Annotated in this window: 28 protein-coding genes; 21 read left to right on the plus strand and 7 right to left on the minus strand. The window is 71.6% G+C overall.

Annotation, left to right across the window (positions count from 1 at the left end; translation table 11 throughout):
• Nucleotides 1–6: 6 nt before the first annotated feature.
• Nucleotides 7–480 carry a hypothetical protein gene (locus tag D3A59_RS11490; protein ID WP_119155072.1) on the minus strand — a complete coding sequence of 158 codons (474 nt, stop codon included), beginning with the start codon at nucleotides 478–480 and terminating at the stop codon, nucleotides 7–9.
• Between the two features lie 99 nt (nucleotides 481–579).
• Nucleotides 580–1383 (minus strand): acetoacetate decarboxylase family protein, encoded by an 804-nt coding sequence (locus D3A59_RS11495; RefSeq protein WP_157991498.1) that lies wholly within the window; start codon nucleotides 1381–1383, stop codon nucleotides 580–582.
• A 337-nt stretch (nucleotides 1384–1720) separates the two neighbouring features.
• Between D3A59_RS11495 and D3A59_RS11500 the strand changes: the two genes are divergently transcribed.
• The 12 genes from D3A59_RS11500 to D3A59_RS11555 all read left to right on the plus strand — a co-directional run bounded on the left by D3A59_RS11500 (nucleotide 1721) and on the right by D3A59_RS11555 (nucleotide 11833).
• Nucleotides 1721–2455: a TorD/DmsD family molecular chaperone gene (locus D3A59_RS11500; RefSeq protein ID WP_119155074.1), complete on the plus strand. Its 735-nt coding sequence runs from the start codon at nucleotides 1721–1723 to the stop codon at nucleotides 2453–2455.
• Complete coding sequence (locus tag D3A59_RS11505) at nucleotides 2452–2670, plus strand: formate dehydrogenase (RefSeq protein WP_119155075.1); 219 nt, start codon at nucleotides 2452–2454, stop codon at nucleotides 2668–2670. Before D3A59_RS11500 ends, D3A59_RS11505 begins: the two co-directional genes overlap by 4 nt.
• Before the next feature lie 10 nt (nucleotides 2671–2680).
• Nucleotides 2681–5590, plus strand: coding sequence for a formate dehydrogenase subunit alpha (locus D3A59_RS11510; RefSeq protein WP_119155076.1), 2910 nt, complete (start codon nucleotides 2681–2683; stop codon nucleotides 5588–5590).
• Nucleotides 5591–5620: 30 nt separating this feature from the next.
• A complete protein-coding gene (gene fdh3B, locus D3A59_RS11515) occupies nucleotides 5621–6295 on the plus strand; it encodes a formate dehydrogenase FDH3 subunit beta (RefSeq protein WP_119155077.1) in 675 nt (224 codons plus the stop codon).
• The gene (locus D3A59_RS11520) at nucleotides 6292–6510 is read left to right on the plus strand and encodes a hypothetical protein (RefSeq protein WP_119155078.1); all 219 of its coding nucleotides are present in this window, start codon (nucleotides 6292–6294) and stop codon (nucleotides 6508–6510) included. The genes fdh3B and D3A59_RS11520 overlap by 4 nt, the downstream gene beginning before the upstream one ends.
• Before the next feature lie 11 nt (nucleotides 6511–6521).
• Nucleotides 6522–7616, plus strand: a complete 1095-nt coding sequence (locus D3A59_RS11525) for a formate dehydrogenase subunit gamma (RefSeq protein ID WP_119155079.1) — start codon at nucleotides 6522–6524, stop codon at nucleotides 7614–7616.
• Nucleotides 7617–7637: 21 nt separating this feature from the next.
• Entirely contained in the window at nucleotides 7638–8072 is a 435-nt protein-coding gene (locus D3A59_RS25370; protein ID WP_157991499.1) for a hypothetical protein, read from the plus strand.
• Between the two features lie 24 nt (nucleotides 8073–8096).
• Nucleotides 8097–8522 (plus strand): hypothetical protein, encoded by a 426-nt coding sequence (locus D3A59_RS11535; RefSeq protein ID WP_119155081.1) that lies wholly within the window; start codon nucleotides 8097–8099, stop codon nucleotides 8520–8522.
• 49 nt (nucleotides 8523–8571) lie between these two features.
• Nucleotides 8572–9012: a DUF3305 domain-containing protein gene (locus D3A59_RS11540; RefSeq protein ID WP_119155146.1), complete on the plus strand. Its 441-nt coding sequence runs from the start codon at nucleotides 8572–8574 to the stop codon at nucleotides 9010–9012.
• Between the two features lie 25 nt (nucleotides 9013–9037).
• On the plus strand, nucleotides 9038–9607 hold the full coding sequence (locus tag D3A59_RS11545; protein ID WP_119155082.1) for a hypothetical protein: 570 nt from the start codon (nucleotides 9038–9040) through the stop codon (nucleotides 9605–9607).
• Between the two features lie 62 nt (nucleotides 9608–9669).
• Nucleotides 9670–10707, plus strand: a complete 1038-nt coding sequence (locus D3A59_RS11550) for an SDR family oxidoreductase (RefSeq protein ID WP_119155083.1) — start codon at nucleotides 9670–9672, stop codon at nucleotides 10705–10707.
• Between the two features lie 28 nt (nucleotides 10708–10735).
• Nucleotides 10736–11833: a spore photoproduct lyase family protein gene (locus tag D3A59_RS11555; protein WP_119155084.1), complete on the plus strand. Its 1098-nt coding sequence runs from the start codon at nucleotides 10736–10738 to the stop codon at nucleotides 11831–11833.
• 86 nt (nucleotides 11834–11919) lie between these two features.
• On the opposite strand, the gene D3A59_RS11560 is transcribed toward D3A59_RS11555, so the two are convergent.
• Nucleotides 11920–12723, minus strand: coding sequence for an alpha/beta fold hydrolase (locus D3A59_RS11560; RefSeq protein WP_119155085.1), 804 nt, complete (start codon nucleotides 12721–12723; stop codon nucleotides 11920–11922).
• Between the two features lie 622 nt (nucleotides 12724–13345).
• Between D3A59_RS11560 and infA the strand changes: the two genes are divergently transcribed.
• Nucleotides 13346–13600: a translation initiation factor IF-1 gene (gene infA / locus D3A59_RS11565; RefSeq protein ID WP_119155086.1), complete on the plus strand. Its 255-nt coding sequence runs from the start codon at nucleotides 13346–13348 to the stop codon at nucleotides 13598–13600.
• Nucleotides 13601–13661: 61 nt separating this feature from the next.
• Here the strand turns inward: infA and D3A59_RS11570 are convergent, their stop codons facing one another.
• A complete protein-coding gene (locus D3A59_RS11570; protein ID WP_240636031.1) occupies nucleotides 13662–13877 on the minus strand; it encodes a hypothetical protein in 216 nt (71 codons plus the stop codon).
• Nucleotides 13878–14044: 167 nt separating this feature from the next.
• On the minus strand, nucleotides 14045–14332 hold the full coding sequence (locus tag D3A59_RS11575) for a hypothetical protein (protein ID WP_157991500.1): 288 nt from the start codon (nucleotides 14330–14332) through the stop codon (nucleotides 14045–14047).
• Nucleotides 14333–14585: 253 nt separating this feature from the next.
• On the opposite strand from D3A59_RS11575, the gene D3A59_RS26690 reads away from it, so the two are divergent.
• From D3A59_RS26690 to arsB, 6 genes are all read left to right on the plus strand, one after another.
• Nucleotides 14586–16565: a methyl-accepting chemotaxis protein gene (locus D3A59_RS26690; RefSeq protein ID WP_119155089.1), complete on the plus strand. Its 1980-nt coding sequence runs from the start codon at nucleotides 14586–14588 to the stop codon at nucleotides 16563–16565.
• 230 nt (nucleotides 16566–16795) lie between these two features.
• Nucleotides 16796–18718 (plus strand): sensor domain-containing diguanylate cyclase, encoded by a 1923-nt coding sequence (locus tag D3A59_RS11585; protein WP_170162337.1) that lies wholly within the window; start codon nucleotides 16796–16798, stop codon nucleotides 18716–18718.
• A gap of 54 nt (nucleotides 18719–18772) precedes the next feature.
• Nucleotides 18773–19099: an ArsR/SmtB family transcription factor gene (locus D3A59_RS11590; protein WP_119155091.1), complete on the plus strand. Its 327-nt coding sequence runs from the start codon at nucleotides 18773–18775 to the stop codon at nucleotides 19097–19099.
• Nucleotides 19100–19113: 14 nt separating this feature from the next.
• Nucleotides 19114–19602 (plus strand): ArsI/CadI family heavy metal resistance metalloenzyme, encoded by a 489-nt coding sequence (locus tag D3A59_RS11595; protein ID WP_119155092.1) that lies wholly within the window; start codon nucleotides 19114–19116, stop codon nucleotides 19600–19602.
• Nucleotides 19603–19616: 14 nt separating this feature from the next.
• Nucleotides 19617–20111, plus strand: a complete 495-nt coding sequence (locus D3A59_RS11600; RefSeq protein WP_119155093.1) for an arsenate reductase ArsC — start codon at nucleotides 19617–19619, stop codon at nucleotides 20109–20111.
• A 12-nt stretch (nucleotides 20112–20123) separates the two neighbouring features.
• Nucleotides 20124–21203, plus strand: coding sequence for an ACR3 family arsenite efflux transporter (gene arsB / locus D3A59_RS11605; protein WP_119155094.1), 1080 nt, complete (start codon nucleotides 20124–20126; stop codon nucleotides 21201–21203).
• A gap of 136 nt (nucleotides 21204–21339) precedes the next feature.
• Here the strand turns inward: arsB and D3A59_RS11610 are convergent, their stop codons facing one another.
• Nucleotides 21340–21861 (minus strand): DUF4142 domain-containing protein, encoded by a 522-nt coding sequence (locus tag D3A59_RS11610; RefSeq protein WP_157991501.1) that lies wholly within the window; start codon nucleotides 21859–21861, stop codon nucleotides 21340–21342.
• 148 nt (nucleotides 21862–22009) lie between these two features.
• On the opposite strand from D3A59_RS11610, the gene D3A59_RS11615 reads away from it, so the two are divergent.
• A complete protein-coding gene (locus D3A59_RS11615; RefSeq protein WP_119155147.1) occupies nucleotides 22010–22267 on the plus strand; it encodes a DUF3072 domain-containing protein in 258 nt (85 codons plus the stop codon).
• A 116-nt stretch (nucleotides 22268–22383) separates the two neighbouring features.
• Nucleotides 22384–23019: a hypothetical protein gene (locus D3A59_RS25375; RefSeq protein WP_157991502.1), complete on the plus strand. Its 636-nt coding sequence runs from the start codon at nucleotides 22384–22386 to the stop codon at nucleotides 23017–23019.
• 96 nt (nucleotides 23020–23115) lie between these two features.
• On the opposite strand, the gene D3A59_RS25970 is transcribed toward D3A59_RS25375, so the two are convergent.
• Nucleotides 23116–23934: a hypothetical protein gene (locus D3A59_RS25970; protein WP_205665172.1), complete on the minus strand. Its 819-nt coding sequence runs from the start codon at nucleotides 23932–23934 to the stop codon at nucleotides 23116–23118.
• Nucleotides 23935–23949: the final 15 nt, after the last annotated feature.

Raw genomic sequence — 23949 nt, forward strand, 5'->3', positions numbered from 1 at the left:
CCTTGCTCAGGGATAGACGAACTGGCCGAAACGCTGCCGCGGGCCCTCCGCCACCGACACCCAACCCTCCAGCAGGCCGGCGCTCTTCGGCTCGAAATGGAAATACGCGTCCACCGGTCGCGCTGACTCGGTGTTGAAGACGAAGGAGGTCCCGTCGTCCTGCGCGATGACCTTCTCCGGCTCGGGCGTGACCTCCTTCAGCTCGACGTTCTCCAGGTACCCGCGGTCCAGCATCACGCGCACGCTGCCCTTGGAGGCCGGCAGCGTGACCTTGATCCGCTCCCCGGACTTCTTGCGCGCGAAGCGCTTGTATTCCATCAGCGTCGCGCCGTCGGGCCCCTGCAGCCGGGCGTCCGCCAGCGGCCCCTGGCCGAGCAGCCCGAGCACGATGGCGCCGAGCAGCGCATAGAGGAAGCCCCAGGCCACGCGCTCGACGGTCCACTCGACCCGCTGCTGCCGCAGGTCCTCGCAGATCTGCATGTCCGGATACCTTCTCGGCTCCATACGGTCTCGCTGCTCGTCGCCCTTCATCCGCCCGCCCCGCCGGAGCACCCGCTGGCCCCGCCTCCCCCGGCGGCTTCAGGGCTCGCCGACATGCCGCGGGAAGAACATCACCGCCTGCGCCTGCGGGCAGTACTGGGTCGCGAGCGGACGCTCGCTCAGCTCGAGCGTGCGCAGGACGTCGGCGATCGGGTGGCTGCCGAGCTCGAGCGACGCGGCCCAGCCGTGCAGGTGCTCCACCGCCCTCTGCTGGCGCACCCGCAACGCGGTCAGCAGCGGCACGCCGTCCTTGACCGTGTAGCTGCGCGCGTGCAGCGTGCGCTGGCTGCCCGCGGGCTCGGTGTCGCAGCGCAGCGTGGCGAGATGCCGGCCCTCGTGCGAGACGGTGCAGGCGAGCTGCGCGCCCTGGCGCTCGAAGGCGATGTCGGCGACGAACTTCGGGAAGCCCGCGATGCCGATGCCCGCCTCGCAGGCGCGCCGCGTCGTCACCGGCATCTGCCAGATGTAGGCGCTCGCGGTGCCGCCGAGCGCGTCCTTCAGCGCCGAGGCGATGGCCGGCAGGTTCGCGCCGAAGCCGATCGGCACCGCGATCACGAACTCGTCGTAGGGCCCGAGGTCCGAGGCCCGGTACTCGAGCGCGGCGAAGGCGATCAGGCAGCGGCCCGGCAGCATCTCGATCGGCCGCATGTCGCGGTGCGGCAGCAGCGGCGCGACGCGCGCGGTCGCCGCGCTGAAGACCGCCGTCATCATGCCGAGGTCGGGGATGAAGAGCGGCAGCCGCGCGTCGAGCTGCGGCAGCTCCCACTGCAGCAGCCCCTCGAAGAGGCCGCCCAGACGTTCCCCCTCCGAGCCGGGATGCCGTGACGTGATGGGATCGTCCATGGCCGCAGCCCGTGCAATCGGCATGCCGCGCGCCGCCGGCGTCGCGCCCGGCGCTCCCGCGGGACAGACGTGCAGCTTCTGCAGCGTGGGACTCGCGACTTTGCATGCAAGAAATGCATATCCGGCACATGCAGCCGGAGGCGAGGCCGGCTGCAGGGGGAAAACACCCCCGCATCGGCGTTCCTGCGGGGAGCAGGCGGCGGGCGGCGATGGGCACGCTGCCTGCTCGGGGACTCGCGATGTCCTCCGGATACCCCCCACCCGATACTGCCCGCGGCACCGCCCCTCTGCGGCGGCCGTGCCCCCATCCACGCAGCCTTGCCTGCAGGAGCACGCGATGAGCGCCGAGCCCAGACCGCTCGAGGTGCCGCTCGCCGACCTGCGGCGCGGCACGCCGCGCCCCCTCGCGCCGCTGCCGCCCGAGGAGCAGGCGCGCGCCGACCTCTACGCGCTCGCCGCGCGGCTGTTGCTGGCGCCGCCCGACGCGGCGCTGCTCGCCGAGCTCGGCGGCGCGGACGCGCTGCCGAGCGAGCAGGCCGATCATCCGCTCGACCGGGCCTGGGAGCGCCTGGTGGCCGCCGCAGGCGTCCTCGACGAGGCCGCGGTCGCCGACGAGTTCGACCGGCTGTTCGTGAGCATCGGGATGCCGGCCGTCAACCCCTACGGCTCGCTCTACCAGAGCGGCTTCATGATGGAGAAGCCGCTGGCCGCGCTGCGCGACGACCTCGCCGCGCTCGGGCTTGCGCGCCGGCCCGGCAGCGGCGAGCTCGAGGACCACCTCGCCGCGCTGTGCGAGACGATGCGGCTGCTGATCGCCGGAGCCCCGGGGCTGCCGCGGCGGCCGCTCGCGGTGCAGAAGGACTTCTTCGACAGACACCTCGCGCCCTGGTACGAGCGCTGCCTGGACGACCTGCGGCAGGCCGAGGGTGCGAACTTCTACCGCCGCGTGGCGGACTTCATGCATGCCTTCCTCGACGTCGAGGCCGAGGCCTTCGACATCGACGAGGACGAAGACGACGCCGGTGGCGCGCCGCCCCCCGGTGCCGAACAGCGAGAGGAGACCAGGCGATGAAAACCCCCGAGAACCGACTCCAGCGCCGCACCTTCATGGCGGCGGCGCTGTGCACCCCGGCGATCGCCGCCGTCGCGCTGATCGGCCGGTCGCGGCCGGCGCCGGCGCCCGTGGCCGCAGCGCCCGCCGACGAGCCGCCCGTGCCCGCCGCCGAACAGGGCGGCTACCACGAGACCGAGCACATCCGGCAGTACTACGCCTCGGCCTCGTTCTGAGGAGCCCGCCATGACCCTTCTCAGGAAGAAATCCGACACGCCCGTCCAGCCCGGCGGCAGCAGCCTGCTGCGCAAGGGGCTCGGCCGCATCGGCCAGCACACGATGACGCGGCGCAACTACCTGGTGCGCGCGGGCGTCGCGGCGGGCGCGGGGCTGCTCGCGCGCCACCTGCCCTTCAACGTCATCCAGCCGGCCGCGGCGGCGACCACCGCGAGGGAGGACGGCGCCGAGATCCGGCACACCGAGGGCGGCACGCCCGAGCTCAAGCGCACCATCTGCAGCCACTGCTCGGTGGGCTGCTCGGTCAACGCGATCGTGCAGAACGGCGTGTGGGTCCGGCAGGAGGCCTCGTTCGAGTCGCCGCTGAACATGGGCGCGCACTGCGCCAAGGGCGCCTCGGTGCGCGAGCACGGCCACGGCGAGCACCGGCTGCGCTACCCGATGAAGCTCGTGGACGGCAAGTACCAGCGCATCAGCTGGGAGCAGGCGATCAACGAGATCGGCGACCGGCTGCTGCAGATCCGCGAGCAGTCGGGCCAGGACTCGGTGTTCTGGATCGGTTCGAGCAAGTACAACAACGAGCAGGCCTACCTGCTGCGCAAGTTCGTCTCGATGTGGGGGACGAACAACACCGACCACCAGGCCCGCATCTGCCACTCGACCACGGTGGCGGGCGTCGCGCAGACCTACGGGTTTGGTGCGATGACCAACTCCTTCAACGACCTGCACAACACGAAGGCGGTGCTGTTCATCGGCTCCAACCCGTGCGAGGCGCACCCGATCTCGATGCTGCACTTCCTGCACGCGAAGGAGCTCGGCGCGAAGATGATCGTGGTCGACCCGCGCTTCACGCGCACCGCGCGCTTCGCGCACCACTACGTGCGCATCCGCCCCGGCACCGACATCCCCTTCGTCTGGGGCATGCTGTGGCACATCTTCCAGAACGGCTGGGAGGACAAGGAGTACATCGCGCGGCGCACCTACGGCATGGACGAGGTGCGCAAGGAAGTGGGGAAGTGGACACCGGACAAGGTGGCCGACGTCACCGGCGTGCCGGAGGCCTCGGTGCGGCTCGCGGCCGAGATGCTCGCGAAGAACAAGCCCTCGTCGGTGGTCTGGTGCATGGGCATCACGCAGCACCACGTGGGCACCGCCAACGTGAGGACGCTCTCCATCCTGCAGCTCGCGCTCGGCAACATCGGCATCGCCGGCGGCGGCGCGAACATCTACCGCGGCCACGACAACGTGCAGGGCGCCACTGACGTCGGCCCCAACCCGGACTCGCTGCCCGGCTACTACGGCCTCGCCGAGGGCGCCTGGAAGCACTTCGCCACCGTCTGGGGCGTGGACTACAACTGGCTCGTGTCGCGCTACGCCTCCAAGGCGCTGATGGAGAAGCCCGGCATGACGGTCTCGCGCTGGTTCGACGGCGTGCTCGAGCGCGGCGAGTACGTGGACCAGCCCAACCCGCTCAAGGCCTGCATCTACTGGGGTCACGCGCCCAACAGCCAGACGCGGCTGCCGGACATGAAGGCGGCGATGCAGAAGCTCGAGCTGCTCGTCGTGATCGACCCCTATCCGACGATGACGGCGGCGATGCACGGCAGGAAGGACGGCGTCTACCTGCTGCCCGCCGCGACGCAGTTCGAGACGCAGGGCTCGTGCACGTCGTCCAACCGCAGCGTGCAGTGGCGCGAGCGCGTGATCCAGCCGATCTTCGAATCGAAGACCGACCACGAGATCATGTACCTCTTCGCGAAGAAGTTCGGCTTCGCGGAGCAGCTGTGCAAGAACATCAAGGTCGTCAACAACGAGCCGGTGATCGAGGACATCCTCCGCGAGATCAACCGCTCGGTGTGGACGATCGGCTACTCCGGCATCTCGCCGGAGCGGCTCAAGCTCCACATGGAGAACAAGCACACCTTCAACCCGACGACGCTGCGCGCCGAGTCGGGGCCGTGCAAGGGCGACTACTACGGCCTGCCCTGGCCCTGCTGGGGCTCGCCGGAGATGAAGCATCCCGGCACGCCGATCCTCTACGACCTCTCCAAGACGGTCGCCGAGGGCGGCCTGCCGTTCCGCGCGAACTGGGGCGTGGAGCACAACGGCCAGAGCCTGCTCGCGGCGGACGGCTCGACGACCAAGGACAGCGAGATCGACATCGGCTACCCCGAGTTCGACCATGTCTTCCTCAAGCGCCTGGGCTGGTGGGGCGACCTCACGCCCGAGGAGCAGAAGCTCGCCGAGGGCAAGAACTGGAAGACCGACCTCTCGGGCGGCATCATCCGCGTCGTCATCGCGCACGGCTGCGCACCCTACGGCAACGCCCGCGCGCGCTGCAACGTCTGGAACTTCCCCGACCCGGTGCCGGTGCACCGCGAGCCGCTGATGACGCCGCGGCGCGACCTGCTCGCCGCCTACCCGACCTACGAGGACCGCGCGACGCACTGGCGGCTGCCCACGCTCTACCGCTCGGTGCAGGCGCTCGACGTCTCGAAGGACTACCCGCTCATCATGACCTCGGGACGGCTGGTCGAGTACGAGGGCGGCGGCGACGAGACGCGCTCCAACCCCTGGCTCGCCGAGCTGCAGCAGGCGATGTTCGTCGAGATCAACCCGCACGACGCGGCGCAGATCGGCACGCGGTCCAAGGAGTTCGTCTGGGTCGAGACGCCCACCGGCGCGCGGCTCAAGGTCTACGCGATGGTCACGCAGCGGGTGCCGCAGGGCGTCGTGTGGATGCCCTACCACTTCGGCGGATGGTGGATGGGCGAGGACCTGCGCGCCAACTACCCGGAAGGCGCCGCGCCGATCGTGCTGGGCGAGGCCTGCAACACCGGCTGGACCTACGGCTACGACGCCGTGACGATGATGCAGGAGACCAAGGTCTCGATCTGCCGCCTCGCCAAGTTCGCCTGAACCCACAGGAGACGATCCATGGCTGCCCGAATGAAATTCATCTGTGACACCGAGCGCTGCATCGACTGCTTCGGCTGCGTCACCGCCTGCAAGAACGAGAACGAGACTCCCTGGGGCGTGAACCGCCGCCGGGTTGTCACGATCAACGACGGGGTGCCCGGCGAGCACTACATCTCGGTGGCGTGCATGCACTGCACCGACGCGCCGTGCATGGCGGTGTGCCCGGTGGACTGCTTCTACCACACCGAGGACGGCATCGTGCTGCACGACAAGGACCAGTGCATCGGCTGCGGCTACTGCTACCTGGCCTGCCCGTTCGGCGCGCCGCAGTTCCCCGAGACCGGCGCCTTCAACCACCGCGGCAAGATGGACAAGTGCACCTTCTGCGCCGGCGGCCCCGAGCCCGACACCTCGGAAGCCGAGTTCAAGAAGTACGGCCGCAACCGCATCTCCGAAGGGAAGCTGCCGGCCTGCGCCGAGATGTGCGGCACGAAGGCGCTGATCGGCGGCGACGCCAACATCATCGCCGCGATCTACAAGCAGCGCGTCGAGACGCGCGGCTACGGCCCCGAGCTGTGGGGCTGGAAGATCGCCTACGACGAGAACCGCGCCCCCAACGGCCGCATCGAGGTCGAGGGGGACGGCCCGCGCACCAACCAGATCGAGGGCGACAGCCAGAACAACCCGAGGAGGCTGCCGACATGAAGACGCTGAGACTGCTGGGACTGGCCGTGCTCCTGCCGCTGCTCGGCGGCTGCCTGGAGGTGGAGCAGCACCCGCCCTGGATGAACGGCCAGTACGACGGCAAGACGGACAACATGCATCACCAGGTGCATTTCCACAACGACCGCCTGGCCTGGAACGCCGCCATCACCGATCGCAACCACCTGCAGAACGAATACAACAGGACCAACCCTTGAAGGGGAGTGTCATGAGCTTCGTCCCGATCCTGCGCCGCCTCCTGTCCGTGCTGCTGCTCGCGCTGCTGATGCCGCTGCTCGTGCAGGCCGCGGTGCCGCACGAGAAGGCGGTGCCCGCCTACGCCGAGGAGCAGACCATCCTGCAGCGCGAGGCGGGCCTGCCGGAGCCGGGCCTCGGCTCGATCGCGTCCGGCCGGCGCCACTTCGACCGGCACTACATCGTGTCGCCCGGCTTCATGCCGGAGCAGGAGCTGATCCTGCAGCGCGGCGGCAACACCTGGCGCACGCTGCGCAACGGGCCACTCGCGACGATCGCCGGCACCTTGCTGCTGGCGGTGCCGCTGGTGATCATCGGCCTGTACCGCGTGGTCGGCCCCGCGCGCACCGAGAAGGAGAGCGGGCGCAAGATCCAGCGCTTCACCGGCTGGGAGCGGCTGGTGCACTGGGCCACCGCGATCTCCTTCATCCTGCTCGCGATCACCGGCCTGATCATCCTGTTCGGCAAGAACCTCATGCTGCCGTGGATGGGGCACGACCTGTTCTCGTGGTTCGCGATCATCTCGAAGTACGTGCACAACTTCGTCGGGCCGCTGTTCATCGTCTGCTCGATCCTGATGTTCGCGACCTTCCTGCGCCGCAACTTCTTCAGGCGCTGGGATTGGCAGTGGATCAAGAAGGGCGGCGGCATCGTCTCGCACCAGCACGTGCCGGCCGGCTTCTTCAACGCCGGCGAGAAGATGTGGTTCTGGTTCGGCGTGACGCTGCTCGGGCTGCTGATGTCGATCTCGGGGCTGATCCTGAACTTCCCCTACTTCATCAACTACGGGCAGAACTACGGCATGACGCGCTACCTGCTGCAGGTGGCGAACGTGCTGCACCTCGCGGCCGGGACGATCTACATGATCATGGCCATGGGCCACATCTACATCGGCACCTGGGGCACGCCGGGCGCCTACGGCGCGATGCGCCACGGCACCGTGGACGAGGAGTGGGCGAGGGCGCACCACGAACTCTGGTACGACGAGGTGCGCCGTGGCGGCGACCCCGGCGCGGTGCGGCCCGAGGCCCGGCCCGGCGCGCGGCATGCGCCGCGGGGCACGACCTGAACGGCAGCGGGAGGTGACACGATGATCGATCGCACACACTGGAACGGAAGGCTCGCCGTCGCGCTCGCGCTGCTCGGCGGGCTGCTTGCCGGCTGCGGAAACCGCGCCGGCGACGACGTCGAGGCCCGGCAGACCAAGTTTCCCGGGCAGGTCAGCGCGGGCGGGGGCACGAGCGGCGAGGTGATCGCCGCCACGAAGCAGGAGAAGTCGCTGCCCGAGGTGAGCGGCACGCCCGGCATCCCGCAGGGCTCGGGGGGCAATGTGGGCGGTGCCGCGCTCGGCGGCACCACCACCCCCTCGACCCCGCTCGGCGGCTCGGGCGAGAAGACGCCGGAGCAGGCGCGCGAAGTGCCCATTCCCGGCCCCGATGCGGCGGCGTCCGGCGCGACGCCGGCGTCCGGCGCGACGCCGGCGTCCGGCGCGGCGGCAGCGCCGCCCGGGGCCGCCAGCCGCTGAACCAACCGTGTGGAGACAGGGCTCATGAACCGATGGAAGTCACTGGCGCTCTGCGTCCCGCTCGCCGTCGCGGCGCTCGCGCTGCCGGCCCGCGCGGCGTTGCCGGAGCCGACGCCCGAGCAGCAGGCCGCGGCGGCCGCCAAGAAGGCGGCCGCGGACGCGCAGGCCGCGAAGGAGAAGCAGCAGCTCGCCGAGTCGATGGAACGCGTGGCGGCCTACTGGCGCCAGCGCGCGCAGGGGCAGGGCTGGAAGGTGAACCCGCAGGTGGCGGTGCAGCCGGTGCAGGGCTTCAACGCCTCGGCGACGCAGTCCAGCGCCTCGGGCCAGCCGGGCGGGCAGCTCGGATCGGCCGCCGCGCAGCAGCCGATCCGCAGCGAGAAGCTCGGCACCGCCCCGCCCAGCGCCGACGTGAAGACCAAGCAGGACCGCCCCGCGGCCCCGGCCCGGTGAAGGGCGGCGCTGGCGCGAATCCCTCCCGCGCCGGATGGCGGGGGACGCGATGGTGATCGACTCGCTGCCGGTCGCGGTGCTGATGCAGCGGCGCACGGTGCGCCACCTGTGGGCCGACGAGGTCTGGGCCGCGATCGGCGTGGTGCCGGACCCGGGCGGCCTGCCGCCTCTGCAGCCGCTCGAGCAGGGCGGGGAGCGCGAGACCTACCTCGTCGCCGGGCTGCGGCTCGAGCTGCACCGCGACGAGAACGACGGCTACTTCGAGAACTGGGTCGCGCCGCAGCCGAAGGTGTTCGTGATGTGGCAGATGCGCGAGGGGCGCGCGATGCCGGTGCTCGCCTCGCTCAGCTACACCGAGGGCGCCCGCATGCTCGATTCCGGCGAGGGTGCAGACGGCGTGGCGATGCCGCCGGAGATCCATGCCTGGCTGGCGCGCTACCTCAAGGCGCACTACCGACCGCGCGAGCGGCGCGGCCGCGAGCACGGCTGAGGCCGGGCCGCCCCCGGCGCGCACGATGAACCGCCCTGCGGCCCGTCGCAAGGACAGCGCAGGCACGCTGGTGCTCGACGGGGTCCTCGGCGGCGCGCTGCTGGCGGGCTACCTTCTGCTGTTCGCGCTGCACGGCCCGCCCTGGCCCCCGGCCGGCCACGAGCGCTTGCCGCCGGGCGGCAGCATCGTCGGCGCGGCGCTCGCGCTGGTGTCGCTGGCGCTCGGCACGATGACCCTGCGCGCCCTGCAGGCCGATTGGCGCACGGCCACCGCCGCCGGCATCGCCGCGCTGCTGCTGCTGCAGGCCGCGAGCGCGCGCGTGCTGTGGCTGCTGTTCGACGAGACGCATGCGACGCGCGATCCCTACGGCGCGCTGCTGTGGGCGATCGCGCTCTACCTTCTCGCGCACCTCGCCGCCTGCGTGCTGATGCTGCTGCGCGCCGCCGTCGCGCTGCTGGCCGGCAGGCTGCATCCGCAGCGCCCGCGGGTGCTCGAGAACGCGGTGCTGCTCAGCCACTTCACCGCGGTGCTGCTGCTGGCGAGCCTCGCGCTGCTCGCGCTCTTCCCGCTGCTCGTCGCGGGGCACGGCACGTGACTTGCCGCCTGCAGGCAAGCATCCCCCCGGCGCCGGCCCGGCCCGAGAACCAGCGAGCAGCGATGAACGACTCCGACTCCCGCAGCAGCCCCCCGCGTCCCGTGGTCGTGATCACCGGCGGCTCGGCCGGCGTCGGCCGCGCCACGGCACGCGCCTTCGCGCGTCGCGGCGCGCGCGTCGCGGTGCTGGCGCGCGGCGCCGACGGGCTGGCCGGCGCCTGCCGCGACATCGAGGCGGCCGGCGGCGAGGCGCTCGCGATCCCGACCGACGTCGCCGACGAGGCGCAGGTCGAGGCCGCGGCGGCGCAGGTCGAGGCGCGCTGGGGAACGATCGACATCTGGGTCAACAACGCGATGGCGACGATCTTCGCGCCGGCCGAGCAGGTGTCGCCGCAGGACTTCCGCCGCGCCACCGACGTGACCTACCACGGCGCCGTCTGGGGCACGCTCGCGGCGCTGCGCCGCATGAAGCCGCGCGGCCGCGGCACGATCGTGCAGGTCGGCTCGGCGCTCGCCTACCGCTCGATCCCGCTGCAGGCGCCGTACTGCGCGGCGAAGGCGGCGCTGCGCGGCTTCACCGACTCGCTTCGCAGCGAGCTGCTGCACGAGCGCAGCGCCGTGCACCTGACGATGGTGCATCTCGCCGCCTTCAACACGCCGCAGTTCGAATGGGGCCGCACGAAGATGGAGCGCCGCCCGCAGCCGGTGCCGCCGATCTACCAGCCCGAGCTCGCCGCCGAGGCGATCGTCTGGGCCGCGACGCACCGCCGGCGCGAGCTGTGGGTCGGCATGCCGGCCGTGAAGGCGATCCTCGGCACCCGGCTGATGCCTGGGTTGCTCGACCGCCTGCTCGCGCGCCGCGCCTGGGAAGGGCAGATGGGCGAGGAGCCGCTGCCGCCCGGGCGCCGCGACAACCTGCACGCGCCGGTGCCGGGCGACGCCGGCGCGCACGGCCGCTTCGACGCGCAGGCCCGCGACTGGAGCCCGCAGTTCTGGCTCAACACGCACCGGCCCGCTGCAGCGGCGCTCGGCGCGCTCGCGGCGCTGCTCGTCGGCGGCGTGGCGCGCTCGCTGCGCGCGCAGCGCCGCGGCCTGCGATAGGGGCTGCCGGAACGGCAGGCATCCTCCCATGGACAGCGGCGGCGAGGCGAGGCCGCAGCCCGACGGGCACGGCCCGCTGCTGCGCGTTCGCACGCTCTACCTGGAGCCGGGGGTGGAGGACCATCCCCGCGGGCGCGAGATCCTCGCGCGCTTTCCCGATGCGCAGCGGATCGTGGTGCCCTCGCACTGGAACATCCCCGGGCTGCACGGCAACGAGGGACTGGTGCGCGACTGGGTGCGCATCAAGCGCGACGTGCTCGTGCTCGGCGTGCGCAAGACCCTGTCCTGCCGCTTCAACGGCCGCAGCGCCGACTGGATCGCGCCGTCCACCGCCAACGGCTGCGCGATGGCTTGCGCCTACTGCTACGTGCCGCGGCACAAGGGCTACGCGAACCCGATCACCGTCTTCGTCAACATCGAGCAGATCCTCGGCTACCTCGAGCGCCACGCGCTGCGCCAGGGACCGAAGCCCGCCCCCGACCAGGTGGACCCGCGGCTGTGGGTCTACGACATCGGAGAGAACAGCGACCTGTCGGTCGACGCGCTGGTGTCGGACAACGTGCGCGACCTCGTGGCGCTGTTCCGGCGCCTGCCGAACGCGAAGGCCTCGTTCGCCACGAAGTACGTGAACCGCGAGCTGCTGGGCTACGACCCGCAGGGCAGGACCCGCATCCGCTTCTCGCTGATGCCGCAGGCTGCGGCCCGGGTGGTGGACGTGCGCACCTCGCCGATGCACGAGCGCATCGAGGCGATCAACGAGTTCGTCGAGGCCGGCTACGAGGTGCACCTGAACTTCAGTCCAGTGATCGTCTACGAAGGATGGCGTGCGGACTACGCCGCGCTGTTCCGCGAGATCGACGCGGCGCTGTCGGAGCGGGCGCGCCGCCAGATCGCCGCCGAGGTGATCTTCCTGACCCACAACGAGGACCTGCACCGCGTGAACCTGGGCTGGCATCCGAAGGCGGAGGAGCTGCTGTGGACGCCGCGGCTGCAGGAGACCAAGCGCAGCGAGCAGGGCGGGCTGAACCTGCGCTACCGCGCCGGACTCAAGGGCCGCATGGTCGCGATCTTCCGCGAGCTGCTGGAGCAGCACCTGCCCGGATGCCCGATCCGCTACGCCTTCTGAGGCGGTCTCCCTCTCGGCCGCCGATCGTCGAGCGGCCTCCTCGGCGCGAGTTGCGGCCGTGCGAGCCGGCGCACCCGGCATCTTTTTCAAACCTGCAGCGCGATCCAGTCCCGCACGATCCGGTTGAACTCGTCCGGGCGCTCGATCATCGGCCAGTGCCCGGTGTCGAGGCCCTGCACGCGACAGCCCGGCCGCGCCGCCAGCGCCGCCGCCCATCGCGGCGAATGGAACATGAAGGGCTTGCGCCGGCCGTAGAGATAGAGCATCGGGCAGGGCGGCTCGAAGTCGACCCGGTGCCGATACGAGCCATAGCCTCCCGTCCACAGCAGGTAATAGGGGTAGTTCATCGTCGAGCCGACGAGGCGCGGGTCCGCCGGCGCGCGGGCCCAGCGCGCCATGCGGCGCGTCATCGCGTCGCCGCGGCGCCCGCCGATGCGCCACGCGGCGGCCAGCCACACCTGGTACGCGACGATCGCCGCCTTGGCCGCCGCGGTGAGCGAGCGGCGGTGTGCGGCCGAGCCGGCGTCGCCGATGTCCACGCCGACGATGCCCTGCACGCGCGAAGGCTGCGCCAGCGCGAACTGGTAGCCGAAGGCGCATCCCCAGTCGTGCAGCATCAGCAGCACCGGACGCTGCGGCGACACGGCGTCGGCGATGCGGCCGATCAGCGCGATCGTCTGCGACATCGACATGGGCAGCGGCCGGCACGGCCGGCCGACGTCGAAGCCCGGCAGCGTGAAGCGCACGCAGCGGCAGCGCTCGCGCAAGGCCGCGACCTGCGCGTCCCACAGGCGCAGCGTGTCCGGCCAGCCGTGGATCATCAGCAGAGCCGGCTCGCCGTCCCCTTCGACGAGAACCTCGATGCCGTCGACTTCCAGTGCGTTGCCCATGATTGTTGCGCCTCGCTGCCGGTTCCGGCGGCAAGTGCTGCGCCCGCCGGCGGCGCCTGCGCCTTCCCGCCGGACCCTTCCGGGGCGCGCGGGACACCGGGCCGCGTCGGCGCGGGAACGCCGGAAGTGCTAGAGTAAACCCTACGCATGCAGCGCCCGGTCCGCTCCCGGGCCGACCACCGCGCTGCCCGTGCCCGGATCGAGCGTCGCCCCCGTCCATCCCGAGGGTCTCCCGTTTGCTCCGGTGACGGAGGCGTCCTGATCGTTACCGACTCGCAGCGAGCATTCCTGCCAGTCCGCCTCCGGACCCGCGTCGCCCGCCGAAGGTCCGCCGACGGCACCCGGTTTCCCTCTCCGCCGGCCGTCCTCCCGGACGCGGGCGGCCGCTCGAAAGCAAAGACATCGATACACCCGCCCGGATCGGCCTGCACCTCGCCTCCTCCCCGAGCCGCACCGCCGGATACGGCCGCGTCGCCGCGTCCCTGCCGATCCGGAACGGCGCCGCTGCCCGCAGGCAGCGCCCGTGCGGCGCAGCGCCGTGCGCCCGCCTTGGGAGGACGTCGGCAGGCGACGGCGCGAGGACCCGCTTTCCCGAAATCAACAACACCAGGAGCAAGAATCCATGGCCAAGGAAGAACTGATCGAGATGAACGGCGTCGTCGAGGAGGTCCTCCCCGACTCGCGCTTTCGCGTGCTGCTGGAAAACGGTCACCAGCTCGTCGCCTACACCTCCGGCAAGATGCGCAAGCACCACATCCGCATCCTCGCGGGCGACAACGTGTCGCTGGAGCTCTCGCCCTACGACCTGAGCAAGGGCCGGATCACCTTCCGGCACCTCGAGCGACGCGGACCGCCGCCGGTCTCGCACCGCCGCTGACACCCGCTGCGGCACGCACCGGGGACGAGCCGCGCGGACCGGCCCCCGCACGCAGCATCTTCTAGATGTCGAGCGTGTAGACGTCGGCTGCGCGCCGCTCCTCGAGGCTGTGGCCTGCGAGCGCCCGGTCCCATTCGGGCAGGTGCGCGCTGCGCGCCGGCCTCAGGCCCTGCGTCATCGGCGCGATCTCCTCGGTCCCGGCGTCGAACTCGGCGACCTGCTCGCGCGTCTCGAGGAACAGGCGCGCCACGGTGGAGCCGGCTTGGTCGATGATCACCAGATAGCGGGCCGGCTTGCGGTGCGGGGTGTGAGGGGGCTCACCCCGTGATTCGATCCCATACGCATTGTCCATGCCCCATCTTGCCACGAACGGCGGGACGGGCAAGGGCTGTTCACCACGCGGGGCCGGGCACGAGGGCTGCGCGCCTCCCCGGCCCGCTCGCCTCAGGCGCCCGCCGCGTCCGGCTTGTCGCCGCTCTCGGGCGCGCTGGACACGTCGTCCTTCGCGCGCGCGGCCTCCGATCCCTCCTGGGGGAAGGGCGGCCGGCCGGCATCGGCGGCCCGCAGCGGATCGCGTGCATCGGCCTGCGGCTTGTCGCCGCTCTCGGGCGCGCTCGACACGTCGTCGCGCGACCGCATCGCGTCGCTGCGCGAGCCGCCGCCTGCCGCCCTGTCGCTGTCCCCGCGCTCCCCCTGCGGGGCACCGGGCCGCTTCGAATCGGAATGGTTCATCGTCGCCTCCTGGATGTGGGCGCGCCGCTGCGCGTCCTGGGCGGATGCCTGCAACCGTGGTGCCTGCCCTCGCCAGCAGGCCTGCATCGCGCTTGACTTGCATCAAACGGAACGCCGGTAAACCTCTCAAGCCTCCGCGGGTTTCCGTCGATACGACGGCACAAGCCCCAGGGGTGCAGCGCGCGCTGTCGGCGCCCGTCCCCTGGAAACGAGCCATCGCCGCGGTCGTGTCCGCTGTCCGTCGAAGTCGTCCATGAAATCGCTCATCGAGAATCTGCGCTTCTCGCAGAAGTTCCTCCTCATCGGATCGCTCTCCGCGCTCCTGCTGGCCGTTCCCGCCGGCCTGCTCGTGAAGGCCGAGATGCGGGCCGTGGCCGTCGCGAAGCAGGAGGTGACCGGCCTCGCGCCCGCGGACGCGGTGCTCAAGCTGCTGAGGCTGGCCCAGCAGCATCGCGGCATGTCCGCGGTGCTGCTCGGCGGCAACGAGAGCCAGGCCGCGGCGCGCGAGGCCAAGCAGGCCGAGGTCGGCCAGGCGCTGGAGCGCACCCGCGCCGCGCTGGCCGCGCTCGACGCCCCCCGCCTGGCCGAGGCGATCGGCCGCATCGACGCCGAGTGGAAGGATCTGTCGGCCGCCGTCGGGCGCAAGGCGATCGCCGGCCCCGACAGCTTCGGCCGCCACACGGCGCTGATCGGGCAGCTGCTCGAGCTGGTCGAGGACATCACCATCGCGACCGGCATCAGCCTGCACGCCGAGCCCGCGGGCTACTTCCTTCACGTCGCGGTGCTCCAGCACCTGCCGCAGGTGACCGAGAGCCTGGGCCGGATGCGCGCGCAGGGTTCGCTGCTGCTGAGCCGCGGCAGCGCCACCGCCGAGGAGAAGGCGGCGGTCGGCACGCTCGCCGCCTCGACCCGCCAGAGCCTGCGCGGCGCGCGCAAGGCGCTGGAGCTGGCCACCGGATCGGACCCGGAACTGGCCGCGGCACTGGCCGCCCCGATGAAGCGCGCGCTCGAGGCCAGCGACGAGGGCCTGCGCCTGGTCGACGCGAAGATCCTTCAGGCCGACGTGCCGAGCCATCCGTCGGCCGACTACTTCGCCGCGATGACGCGCGTCATCGACGCGCAGTTCGAGCTGATGGGCATGTCCTTCGAGGCCTTCCGCGCGCAGCTCGAGGGCGACGCGTCGGCCTTGCAGCGCAGGCTCGCCCTGCTCGTCGGCGGACTGGCGGCGCTCGGCGCGCTGGCGCTGTGGCTGATGGTGACGGTCTCCCGCGGCACCACCGCCTCGGTGCGGCAGGCGGTCGAGCTGGCCGAGGCGGTCGCCGCCGGCGACCTGAGCCGCGAGATCAAGGCGAGCGGCCGCGACGAGATGGCCCAGTTGCTGCGCGCGCTCGCGACGATGAACGGCAACCTGGCGCAGGTGGTGGGCACGGTGCGCAGCAACGCCGACAGCGTCGCCACCGCCAGCGCGCAGATCGCGCAGGGCAACGGCGACCTGTCGCAGCGCACCGAGGAGCAGGCGAGCGCGCTGCAGCAGACCGCCGCGTCGATGGAGCAGCTCGGCTCGACGGTGCGGCAGAACGCGGACAACGCCCGCCAGGCCGACCAGCTCTCGCACGGCGCGAGCAGCGTCGCGCGGCGCGGCGGCGAGGTGGTGGCTCAGGTCGTGAGCACGATGAAGAGCATCAACGACAGCTCGCGCCAGATCGCCGACATCATCAACGTGATCGAGGGCATCGCCTTCCAGACCAACATCCTGGCGCTCAATGCGGCCGTGGAGGCGGCGCGCGCGGGCGAGCAGGGACGGGGCTTCGCGGTCGTCGCCGGCGAGGTGCGCGCGCTGGCGCAGCGCAGCGCGGCCGCGGCCAAGGAGATCAAGGGCCTGATCCTCGCGAGCGTCGAGCGCGTCGAGCAGGGCTCGACGCTGGTCGACCAGGCCGGCTCGACGATGAACGAGATCGTGGCCTCGATCAAGCGCGTCTCGGACATCATGGCCGAGATCAGTGCGGCCAGCACCGAGCAGAGTGCAGGCGTCGCACAGGTGGGCGCGGCAGTCAGCCAGATGGACCGGACCACGCAGCAGAACGCGGCGCTGGTGGAGGAGAGCGCCGCCGCCGCCGAGAGCCTGAGCTTCCAGGCGCGGGAGCTGGTGCGCACGGTGGAGGTCTTCAAGCTCGCGCGCACGGCCGCGCCCGTCGCGGCGCCCGCCGCCGCCGGGGACTGGCAAGGCTTCTGAACGCCGCACGCGGTCTCTGCGCGGGGCACGACGGCTTCCGCCCCGGGCCCGGGGGCGTGAGGGCCGCGCAGGTACGCGGATTGCGATGCGGTTGCGGGCCGGGAGGCCCGGGCTGAAGGCGGGAAGCGCTGCGCCCGCCTCAGTGCAGCACGGCCCGGCAGAGGCGGGCGATGCCTCCCGCACGGCGTGTGCATGGCCCCCTGCTGCGAAGCTGCATCGGCGTGGCGACCATGAACAAGCATCCGGGAAGCGAGGCTTCCGAAACCAGCCCGTGCGCCGGCCCCCCGCCCGGGCCGGGCGAAGCGTCTCCGCCGTCGCTGCTCGCCTCCGGCCGCCTTCCGCGCCTCGTCGTCGCCAGCATCGTCGGCGTCCTGCTGACGATCGCGGGCCTGGGCGCCGCGCTGCTGCACGAGCGCTACGAGCTCGCCGTGGCGGGCAGCTACTCGTCCAGCCTCGGCGCGTCCCGCGTCATCGCCGCGCACCTGCATCACGTCCTGAGCAGCGCCGAGGCCCTGCAGCACCTGATCGCCGCGCGGCTGACGGCCGGCGGGCTGCAGCAGACCGGCTCCGCGGCCGGGATGACGGAGGTGCGCCGGCTGGTCGACCTGTTCCCCGAGATCGCCTTCGTGGTGCTGCTCGACGGCCGGGGCAGGGTGGTGGCGAACAGCCATTTCGCGCTCGCGTCCGCGATCGACAACTCCGACCGCGAGTACTTCAGGCGGCACCGGCAGGGCGAGGCCTTCGTGATCGGGGAGCCGGTGCGCAGCCGCAGCGTCGGCAAGGACGTGTTCACGCTGAGCCGGGCGCTGCGCAACGCGGCCGGCGAGCTCAGCGCCGTGATCGTCGTGGCGGTCGAGCGCGTGCACCTCGAGTACCTGTTCTCCCGGCATGTCAGGGGCGGCGTCGCCGTGGCGCTGCGGGACGACGGCACCATCCTGACGCGCGCGCCCCAGGTGCCGCTGGGCGAGAAGCTGCCCTCGACGACCCCGCTGCTGCACCTGGCGCGCACGGCCCCCGAGGGCAGCTACGAGGCCGTCTCGCCGTTCGACCGGGACCGCCGCTACTTCTCCTACGGCAAGGTCCAGGACTTCCCCGTGTACGTGCTCGTCAGCGAGAGGAGCTCGGACGTGCTCGCGAAGTGGCGCTCCGACGCGGCCCTGCTGCTGATGCTCCTGCTGGGCGCGGCCCTCGCCCTGCTGGTCGCGGGCCGGCTCGCGCTGCTCGCGCTCGGCGAGGAGGCCCGCGCGAGACGCCGGCTCGAGAACAGCCAGCGCTTCAGCCTCGCCATCCTCGATTCCGTCTCCGCCCACATCGCGATCGTCGCCCGCGACGGCCGCATCCTGGCCACCAACCGGGCTTGGCGCGACTTCGCGCTGCGCAACGGCCTCGGGGAGGGCGAGGCGGTCGAGGGATCCAGCTACTTCAAGGCCTGCGAGCACGCCGACCACGAGGACGCGCGCACCGCGCTGGCCGGCATCTCGAGCGTGATGACCGGCGCCGCCAAGGAGTTCCAGTTCGACTACGCCTGCCATGCGCCCGACGAGCAGCGCTGGTTCACGATGAAGGTCACGCCGCTGCTCGACGCGCAGGGCGCGGTGCTGGTGAGCCACGAGAACGTCACGCGCCTGATGGAGGCCAAGCAGGCCCTGCGCGCGCTGGCCGAGACGGACGCGCTGACCGGGCTCGCCAACCGCCGCCGCTTCCTCGAGGAGGCCGAGCGCCAGTTCGCCCTGGCGCGCCGGCACCAGCGGCCCCTGGCCGTGCTGGTGCTGGACTGCGACCACTTCAAGCGCGTCAACGACGCCCGCGGCCACGAGGTCGGCGACCAGGTGCTCGTCGCGGTGGCGAGGGCGCTGTCGCGCTCGGTGCGCAAGAAGGACCTGGTCGGCCGCCTGGGCGGCGAGGAGTTCGCGGTGCTCCTTCCCGAGACCGAGCTCGACGGGGCGGTGCGGGTGGCGCAGCACGTGCGCGCGGCCGTCGTCGCGCATCCCGGGCCCGTCACGGTGACGGTCAGCGTCGGCGTGGCCGTCTTGCGCCGGGACATGGAGGACCTGGCGACGCTGCTGCGCGCCGCGGACGCGGCGCTCTACGCCGCCAAGCAGAACGGGCGCGACCGGGTCGAGGTCGCGCACGCGCCGCCCTCGCGGCTCTAGGCTCCGTCACCGCCGGGGCTTGGCTCGCGCCTATATTTCCAATATCATTGAAGTATGGAAGAGAAAGATGTCGTCAAGGCCCTGGCCGCGCTCGCGCAGCAGGCCCGGCTGCAGATGTTCCGCGCGCTGGTGGTGGCCGGGCCCGAGGGCCTGACGCCCGGGGTGCTGGCGCAGCGGCTGGGCGTTCCCGCCACCACGCTGTCGTTCCACCTCAAGGAGCTCGCGAACGCCGGGCTGATCACCCAGGAGCGCGACGGCCGGCGGCTGATCTACCGCGCCGAGTTCGAGCGCATGAACGCGCTGCTGGGCTACCTGACCGAGAACTGCTGCGAGGGCACGTCCTGCCTCGACCCCGCGCCCGCACCCTGCACCCACTGCTGACCCCGGAGATCCCCATGAAGCGATTCCATGTCCACCTGCACGTCGAGGACCTCGGCAAGAGCATCGACTTCTATTCCCGCCTCTTCGCCGCGGCGCCGGCCCGCGTCGAGGGCGACTACGCGAAATGGATGCTGCAGGACCCGCCGGTCAACTTCGCGATCTCCACGCGCGGCAGCGCGCCCGGCATCGACCATCTCGGCATCCAGACCGACGATCCGGCCGAGCTCGCGGAGATGAAGGCGCGCGCCGAGGCCGCCGACCTGGCGCTGCTCGACGAGGGCGCGACGACCTGCTGCTATGCCCGCAGCGAGAAGCACTGGGTCACCGACCCGCAGGGCATCGCGTGGGAGCACTTCCACACGCTCGGGAACATCCCGGTGTTCCGCGAGCAGCAGGGCGAGGCCGCCTCCGGCTCCGCCTGCTGCGCCCCCCCGGCGCCGGCTGCGGCACCGCGCGGCAAGCCGATCGGCATTCCCCTCAAGTCCGGATCCTCCTGCTGCTGAGCCCGCGATCGAACATGAGCACCAACGTACTGATCCTCTGCACCCACAACTCCGCGCGCAGCGTGCTGAGCGAGGGCATGCTGAACCACTGGGCCCGCAAGCTGGGCCGCGACGTGCGCGCCTACAGCGCCGGCAGCGCGCCGAGCGGGCGCCTCAACCCCTTCGCGCTCGAGGCGCTGACGAACGCCGGCGTCGATGTCGGCGGCTACCGCAGCAAGAGCTGGGACGAGTTCACCGGCGACGGGGCGCCCGGGATGCGCATCGTCATCACCGTCTGCGACAGCGCCGCCGCGGAGACCTGCCCCTACTGGCCGGGCAGCCCGGTCAAGGTGCACTGGGGCTATGCCGACCCGTCGAACGCGCCGGGTGGCGACGAGGGCAAGCGCCTCGCCTTCGAGCTGACCCGCCAGGCGATCGGCTACCGCATGCTGCAACTGCTGCAACTGCCGCTCGAGACGATGGGCGACGCCGAACTGCAGCAGGCGCTGCTGAGCATTTCCAAGAGCTGAAGGACCTGGGCCATGAGCGCTTCCTCCCCGGCCGCCCGCGGCATCGGCAACCCCCACAGGATGCACGTCTTCGAGCGGCTGCTCACCGTCTGGGTGGCGCTGTGCATCGTCGTCGGCATCGCCCTCGGACAATGGTTCCCGGCGCTCTTCCAGGCGCTGGGCCGCATGGAGATCGCGCGGGTCAACCTGCCGGTGGGCCTGCTGATCTGGGTGATGATCATCCCGATGCTGCTGAAGGTGGACTTCGGTGCCCTGCACCAGGTCCGCAGTCACTGGCGCGGCATCGGCGTGACGCTGTTCGTCAACTGGGCCGTCAAGCCCTTCTCGATGGCGCTGCTCGGCTGGCTCTTCATCCGCCACGTCTTCGCCGACTCGCTGCCCGCCGGCCAGCACGACAGCTACATCGCCGGCCTGATCCTGCTCGCGGCAGCGCCCTGCACCGCGATGGTGTTCGTCTGGAGCCGGCTGACCAACGGCGACCCGCTGTTCACGCTGTCGCAGGTGGCACTCAACGACACCATCATGGTGTTCGCCTTCGCGCCGATCGTGGGCCTGCTGCTCGGCATCTCGTCGATCAGCGTGCCGTGGGAGACGCTGATCATCTCGGTGGTGCTCTACATCGTCGTCCCGGTGCTGATCGCGCAGGCACTGCGGCGCATGCTGCTGGCGCGCGGGCAGGCGAGCTTCGAGCGCACGCTGCAGCGCATCGGCCCCTGGTCGATGGGCGCGCTGCTGCTGACGCTGGTGCTGCTGTTCGCCTTCCAGGGCGAGGCGATCCTCAGGCAGCCGCTCGTGATCGCGATGCTCGCGGTGCCGATCCTGATCCAGGTGTTCCTGAACTCGGCGCTCGCCTACTGGCTCAACCGCCGGGCCGGCGAGAAGCACAGCGTGGCCTGCCCGTCCGCGCTGATCGGCGCGAGCAACTTCTTCGAGCTGGCGGTCGCCGCCGCCATCAGCCTGTTCGGCTTCGAGTCCGGCGCGGCGCTGGCGACCGTCGTCGGCGTGCTGATCGAGGTGCCGGTGATGCTGCTGGTGGTGCGCGTCGTCAATGCGAGCAAGGGCTGGTACGAGGAAGGCTCTGCCCGGGCCTGAGGTGCGCCCGCCGCCACCGCGAGCGCGCCGGCAGAATCGACAAGGCCGCTGCAAATCCTTCGCCTGCGCAGGAGCGCGCGCGGCCTGTCGTTCCTCGTGTAAGGGCTACCGGGCCACGGCCCGCGCGGCCGCCGGCTCAGCGCCCGATCGCGCCCTGCAACTGCTTGGCCATGTCGAGGTGCATGTTCAGCGCCGGCAGCATCCGGGTCGCGAAGGCCTTCACCTCGGGATCCTGGGAGTTCGTCGACGCCTGGCGGTAGAGCGAGATCGAGTTCTCGTGCGCCATCACGCCCATCTGGTCGACGTACTGGCGGTCGAAGGCCGCGCCCTCGAGCGTGCCGAGCGCCTTGATGCGCGCCTGCTGCGCCGGGCTGGGCTCCTTGGGCACGTCCACGCCCTTGGAGGCGGCCAGCTTGGCGAGTTCCTCGTTGCTGCGGCGGTGGTCCAGGACCATGCGGTCGGCGAAGGAGCGCACCGACGGATTGGAGGCCTTCTGCTGCGCCAGCCGGCTGCCCTCGACCTCGGCGAAACCGCTGTGCGCCGCCTGGCGCATGAAGTGAGCGTCGGCCTGCGCGACACCGCCGGTGCGCTGCATCATGCCGCAGCCCGACAGGGCGATCACGCAGCCGAGCGCGGCCGCTTGCAGATAGGGCTTCATCTTCCGTCTCCTGGGTTGCTGGGTTGAGGTGCCGCAGGCCTGCGGCACGCGCGTGCAGCGCGGCAATCGACGCGCCCGGCGCGGCGCGGCCGGGCACAGCCATTGCAGCCCCCGGGCGTTCAGCAAAGCCCTTCCGAAGGAGCCCACGATGACGGACAAGCGCACGCAGCAGGAGGCCGGGCAAGGCAACATGGAGAAGGATCCAGACGACTGGGTCACCGGCGACGAGCCGATGACCGGGGCCCAGCGCTCCTACCTAAAGACCCTCTCCGAGGAGGCCAAGGTGCCCTTCGACGAGCGGCTCACCAAGGCGCAGGCCTCGCGCCGCATCGAGGAGTTGCAGCAGATCACCGGGCGCGGCCAGCCGCGCGAGGACGGCGAGCGCGGCGCCGAAGGCAAGGACTGAGGGAACGCCGGCGGGCACACCGCTTGCCGGTTCTTCGCTGCCAGGCCTCTGAAGCGCTCCGGTTCCGGATCGCGAGCAACTTGGCCATGACCATTAGCTACAGGAGTCGATTCATCATGAGCAAACTCGCAAAACGCCTGACCGCTGTTGCCGCGGCCCTTTCCCTGGCTGCGGCCGCCGGTGTCTCGATTGCCCAGTCGAACACGAGCACGCAAGGCACCGAAGCCGGCGGCACGTCGGGCGGCAGCCCGGCAGGCCCCTCGGCAACGACCGCGACCCCCGGCACGAACACCCCCAGCGGCGGCAGCACCCCGACCGGCTCGACCAACGCCTCGACCGGCACCGACGCGGCGGGCTCGACCAGCGGCACCTCGGGCGGCACCACCGGCAGCGACGCTGCGGGTTCCTCCAGCAGCACCAGCACCACCACCACGGACACCACGAGCGGCACCAGTGGTACCACGGGCGGCACCACCGGCAGCGATGCGGCCGGTTCCACGGGTGGCACCAGCGGCAGCATGGGCAGCGGCACCACGGGTGGCACCACCGGCAGCGATGCCGCCGGCTCCACCAGCGGCAGCATGGGCAGCGGCTCCACCAGCGGCAGCATGGGCAGCGGCAGCATGGGCAGCGGCAGCACCAGCGGCACGACCGACACCACCAGCGGCGGCACCTCGTCCACGACCACCACGACCACCACGGACACGCAGGGCACGACCGACACGCGTGCTCCGCGCGCCGACCGCAACTGAGCGAAGCGGCAATGAAGGAAAACCGGGCTGCGGCCCGGTTTTTTCATGTCGTTCTTGCCGGAAGGGCCTTGCCGGGGCAGTCCCCCGGCGGCGATCTCAGCGCGCCATCACCCGGCGCCAGAAGGCCGCTTCCTCCTCGGTCTCGGCCAGCGCCGCATGCCGCTGCGCCTCGCGCGGCTCGTAGCCGGTGAAGACCGCCTGCAGCGGCAGCGTCTCGGGCAGCACGTAGACGATGCCGTGCGACGCACCGATCAGCGGATCGATCACCCCCTCGTAGAACTCGACCGGCAGGTTGATGCAGCCGTAGGAGATGCGGTTGTCCGACGGCGTCGGCGACGCGAGCCGCTCCAGGCGCCGCTCGCGCGGATCGATCGGCCGCACCCGGTGCATCGAGATCGCCGCGTCGTAGTCCACCCAGACGATGTCCTCGCCCTGCGCGTTGCGCCCGCGCTCGGCGACGAAGCGGCCCGCGGGCGTGGTGCGCTCGTGGGGCAGGATGTCCGGGACCGGCCGCTCGCCGATGCCGGGCACCGAATCGTCGCCGGGCGCGAGGCCGAGCAGGGCCGGGGCAGCACCCTGCAGCCGCCCCTCGGCATCGAACACGAACACCCGCGCGTCCACCTTGTCGACGATCGCGAAGGGACGGCCCTCGTGGTCGCCCGAGTCGAGCACCCAGTCGGCAAGCTGCCGGGCCTCGGCTGACGGCAGCTCGCCGTCGAAGTCCGCGTGCCGCGGCGGCGCCTCCGCGGGCGGCTCGGCGGGACCCGGCAGGACGGGGGACGGCTCCGCGGGGAGGACCTGCGACTGGGGGGCAGGCGTGCTTCCTGCCTGCTCGGCAGGATCGGGTTGCGGCAAATACTGCGTGGCCACCAGCGCCGCCAGGCCGGCCAGCACGATCGGGAGGGATTTGCGCATGTCGTTTCTCTTCCT

The organism is Caldimonas tepidiphila, from assembly GCF_003569765.1.
Lineage (GTDB): Bacteria > Pseudomonadota > Gammaproteobacteria > Burkholderiales > Burkholderiaceae_C > Caldimonas > Caldimonas tepidiphila.

Bases quoted from the DNA above. Each gene is read 5' to 3' on its own strand.
- D3A59_RS11550 (WP_119155083.1), top strand. From the start codon at position 9,670: ATGAACGACTCCGACTCCCGCAGCAGCCCCCCGCGTCCCGTGGTCGTG.
- D3A59_RS11610 (WP_157991501.1), bottom strand. From the start codon at position 21,861: ATGAAGCCCTATCTGCAAGCGGCCGCGCTCGGCTGCGTGATCGCCCTG.
- D3A59_RS11525 (WP_119155079.1), top strand. From the start codon at position 6,522: ATGAGCTTCGTCCCGATCCTGCGCCGCCTCCTGTCCGTGCTGCTGCTC.
- fdh3B (WP_119155077.1), top strand. From the start codon at position 5,621: ATGAAATTCATCTGTGACACCGAGCGCTGCATCGACTGCTTCGGCTGC.
- infA (WP_119155086.1), top strand. From the start codon at position 13,346: ATGGCCAAGGAAGAACTGATCGAGATGAACGGCGTCGTCGAGGAGGTC.
- D3A59_RS25370 (WP_157991499.1), top strand. From the start codon at position 7,638: ATGATCGATCGCACACACTGGAACGGAAGGCTCGCCGTCGCGCTCGCG.
- D3A59_RS11510 (WP_119155076.1), top strand. From the start codon at position 2,681: ATGACCCTTCTCAGGAAGAAATCCGACACGCCCGTCCAGCCCGGCGGC.
- D3A59_RS11535 (WP_119155081.1), top strand. From the start codon at position 8,097: ATGAACCGATGGAAGTCACTGGCGCTCTGCGTCCCGCTCGCCGTCGCG.
- D3A59_RS11560 (WP_119155085.1), bottom strand. From the start codon at position 12,723: ATGGGCAACGCACTGGAAGTCGACGGCATCGAGGTTCTCGTCGAAGGG.
- D3A59_RS11600 (WP_119155093.1), top strand. From the start codon at position 19,617: ATGAGCACCAACGTACTGATCCTCTGCACCCACAACTCCGCGCGCAGC.
- D3A59_RS11495 (WP_157991498.1), bottom strand. From the start codon at position 1,383: ATGGACGATCCCATCACGTCACGGCATCCCGGCTCGGAGGGGGAACGT.
- D3A59_RS11585 (WP_170162337.1), top strand. From the start codon at position 16,796: ATGAACAAGCATCCGGGAAGCGAGGCTTCCGAAACCAGCCCGTGCGCC.
- D3A59_RS11575 (WP_157991500.1), bottom strand. From the start codon at position 14,332: ATGAACCATTCCGATTCGAAGCGGCCCGGTGCCCCGCAGGGGGAGCGC.
- D3A59_RS11490 (WP_119155072.1), bottom strand. From the start codon at position 480: ATGCAGATCTGCGAGGACCTGCGGCAGCAGCGGGTCGAGTGGACCGTC.
- D3A59_RS11520 (WP_119155078.1), top strand. From the start codon at position 6,292: ATGAAGACGCTGAGACTGCTGGGACTGGCCGTGCTCCTGCCGCTGCTC.
- D3A59_RS11615 (WP_119155147.1), top strand. From the start codon at position 22,010: ATGACGGACAAGCGCACGCAGCAGGAGGCCGGGCAAGGCAACATGGAG.
- D3A59_RS11595 (WP_119155092.1), top strand. From the start codon at position 19,114: ATGAAGCGATTCCATGTCCACCTGCACGTCGAGGACCTCGGCAAGAGC.
- D3A59_RS11505 (WP_119155075.1), top strand. From the start codon at position 2,452: ATGAAAACCCCCGAGAACCGACTCCAGCGCCGCACCTTCATGGCGGCG.
- D3A59_RS25375 (WP_157991502.1), top strand. From the start codon at position 22,384: ATGAGCAAACTCGCAAAACGCCTGACCGCTGTTGCCGCGGCCCTTTCC.
- D3A59_RS11545 (WP_119155082.1), top strand. From the start codon at position 9,038: ATGAACCGCCCTGCGGCCCGTCGCAAGGACAGCGCAGGCACGCTGGTG.
- D3A59_RS11555 (WP_119155084.1), top strand. From the start codon at position 10,736: ATGGACAGCGGCGGCGAGGCGAGGCCGCAGCCCGACGGGCACGGCCCG.
- D3A59_RS11500 (WP_119155074.1), top strand. From the start codon at position 1,721: ATGAGCGCCGAGCCCAGACCGCTCGAGGTGCCGCTCGCCGACCTGCGG.
- D3A59_RS25970 (WP_205665172.1), bottom strand. From the start codon at position 23,934: ATGCGCAAATCCCTCCCGATCGTGCTGGCCGGCCTGGCGGCGCTGGTG.
- D3A59_RS11590 (WP_119155091.1), top strand. From the start codon at position 18,773: ATGGAAGAGAAAGATGTCGTCAAGGCCCTGGCCGCGCTCGCGCAGCAG.
- D3A59_RS26690 (WP_119155089.1), top strand. From the start codon at position 14,586: ATGAAATCGCTCATCGAGAATCTGCGCTTCTCGCAGAAGTTCCTCCTC.
- arsB (WP_119155094.1), top strand. From the start codon at position 20,124: ATGAGCGCTTCCTCCCCGGCCGCCCGCGGCATCGGCAACCCCCACAGG.
- D3A59_RS11540 (WP_119155146.1), top strand. From the start codon at position 8,572: ATGGTGATCGACTCGCTGCCGGTCGCGGTGCTGATGCAGCGGCGCACG.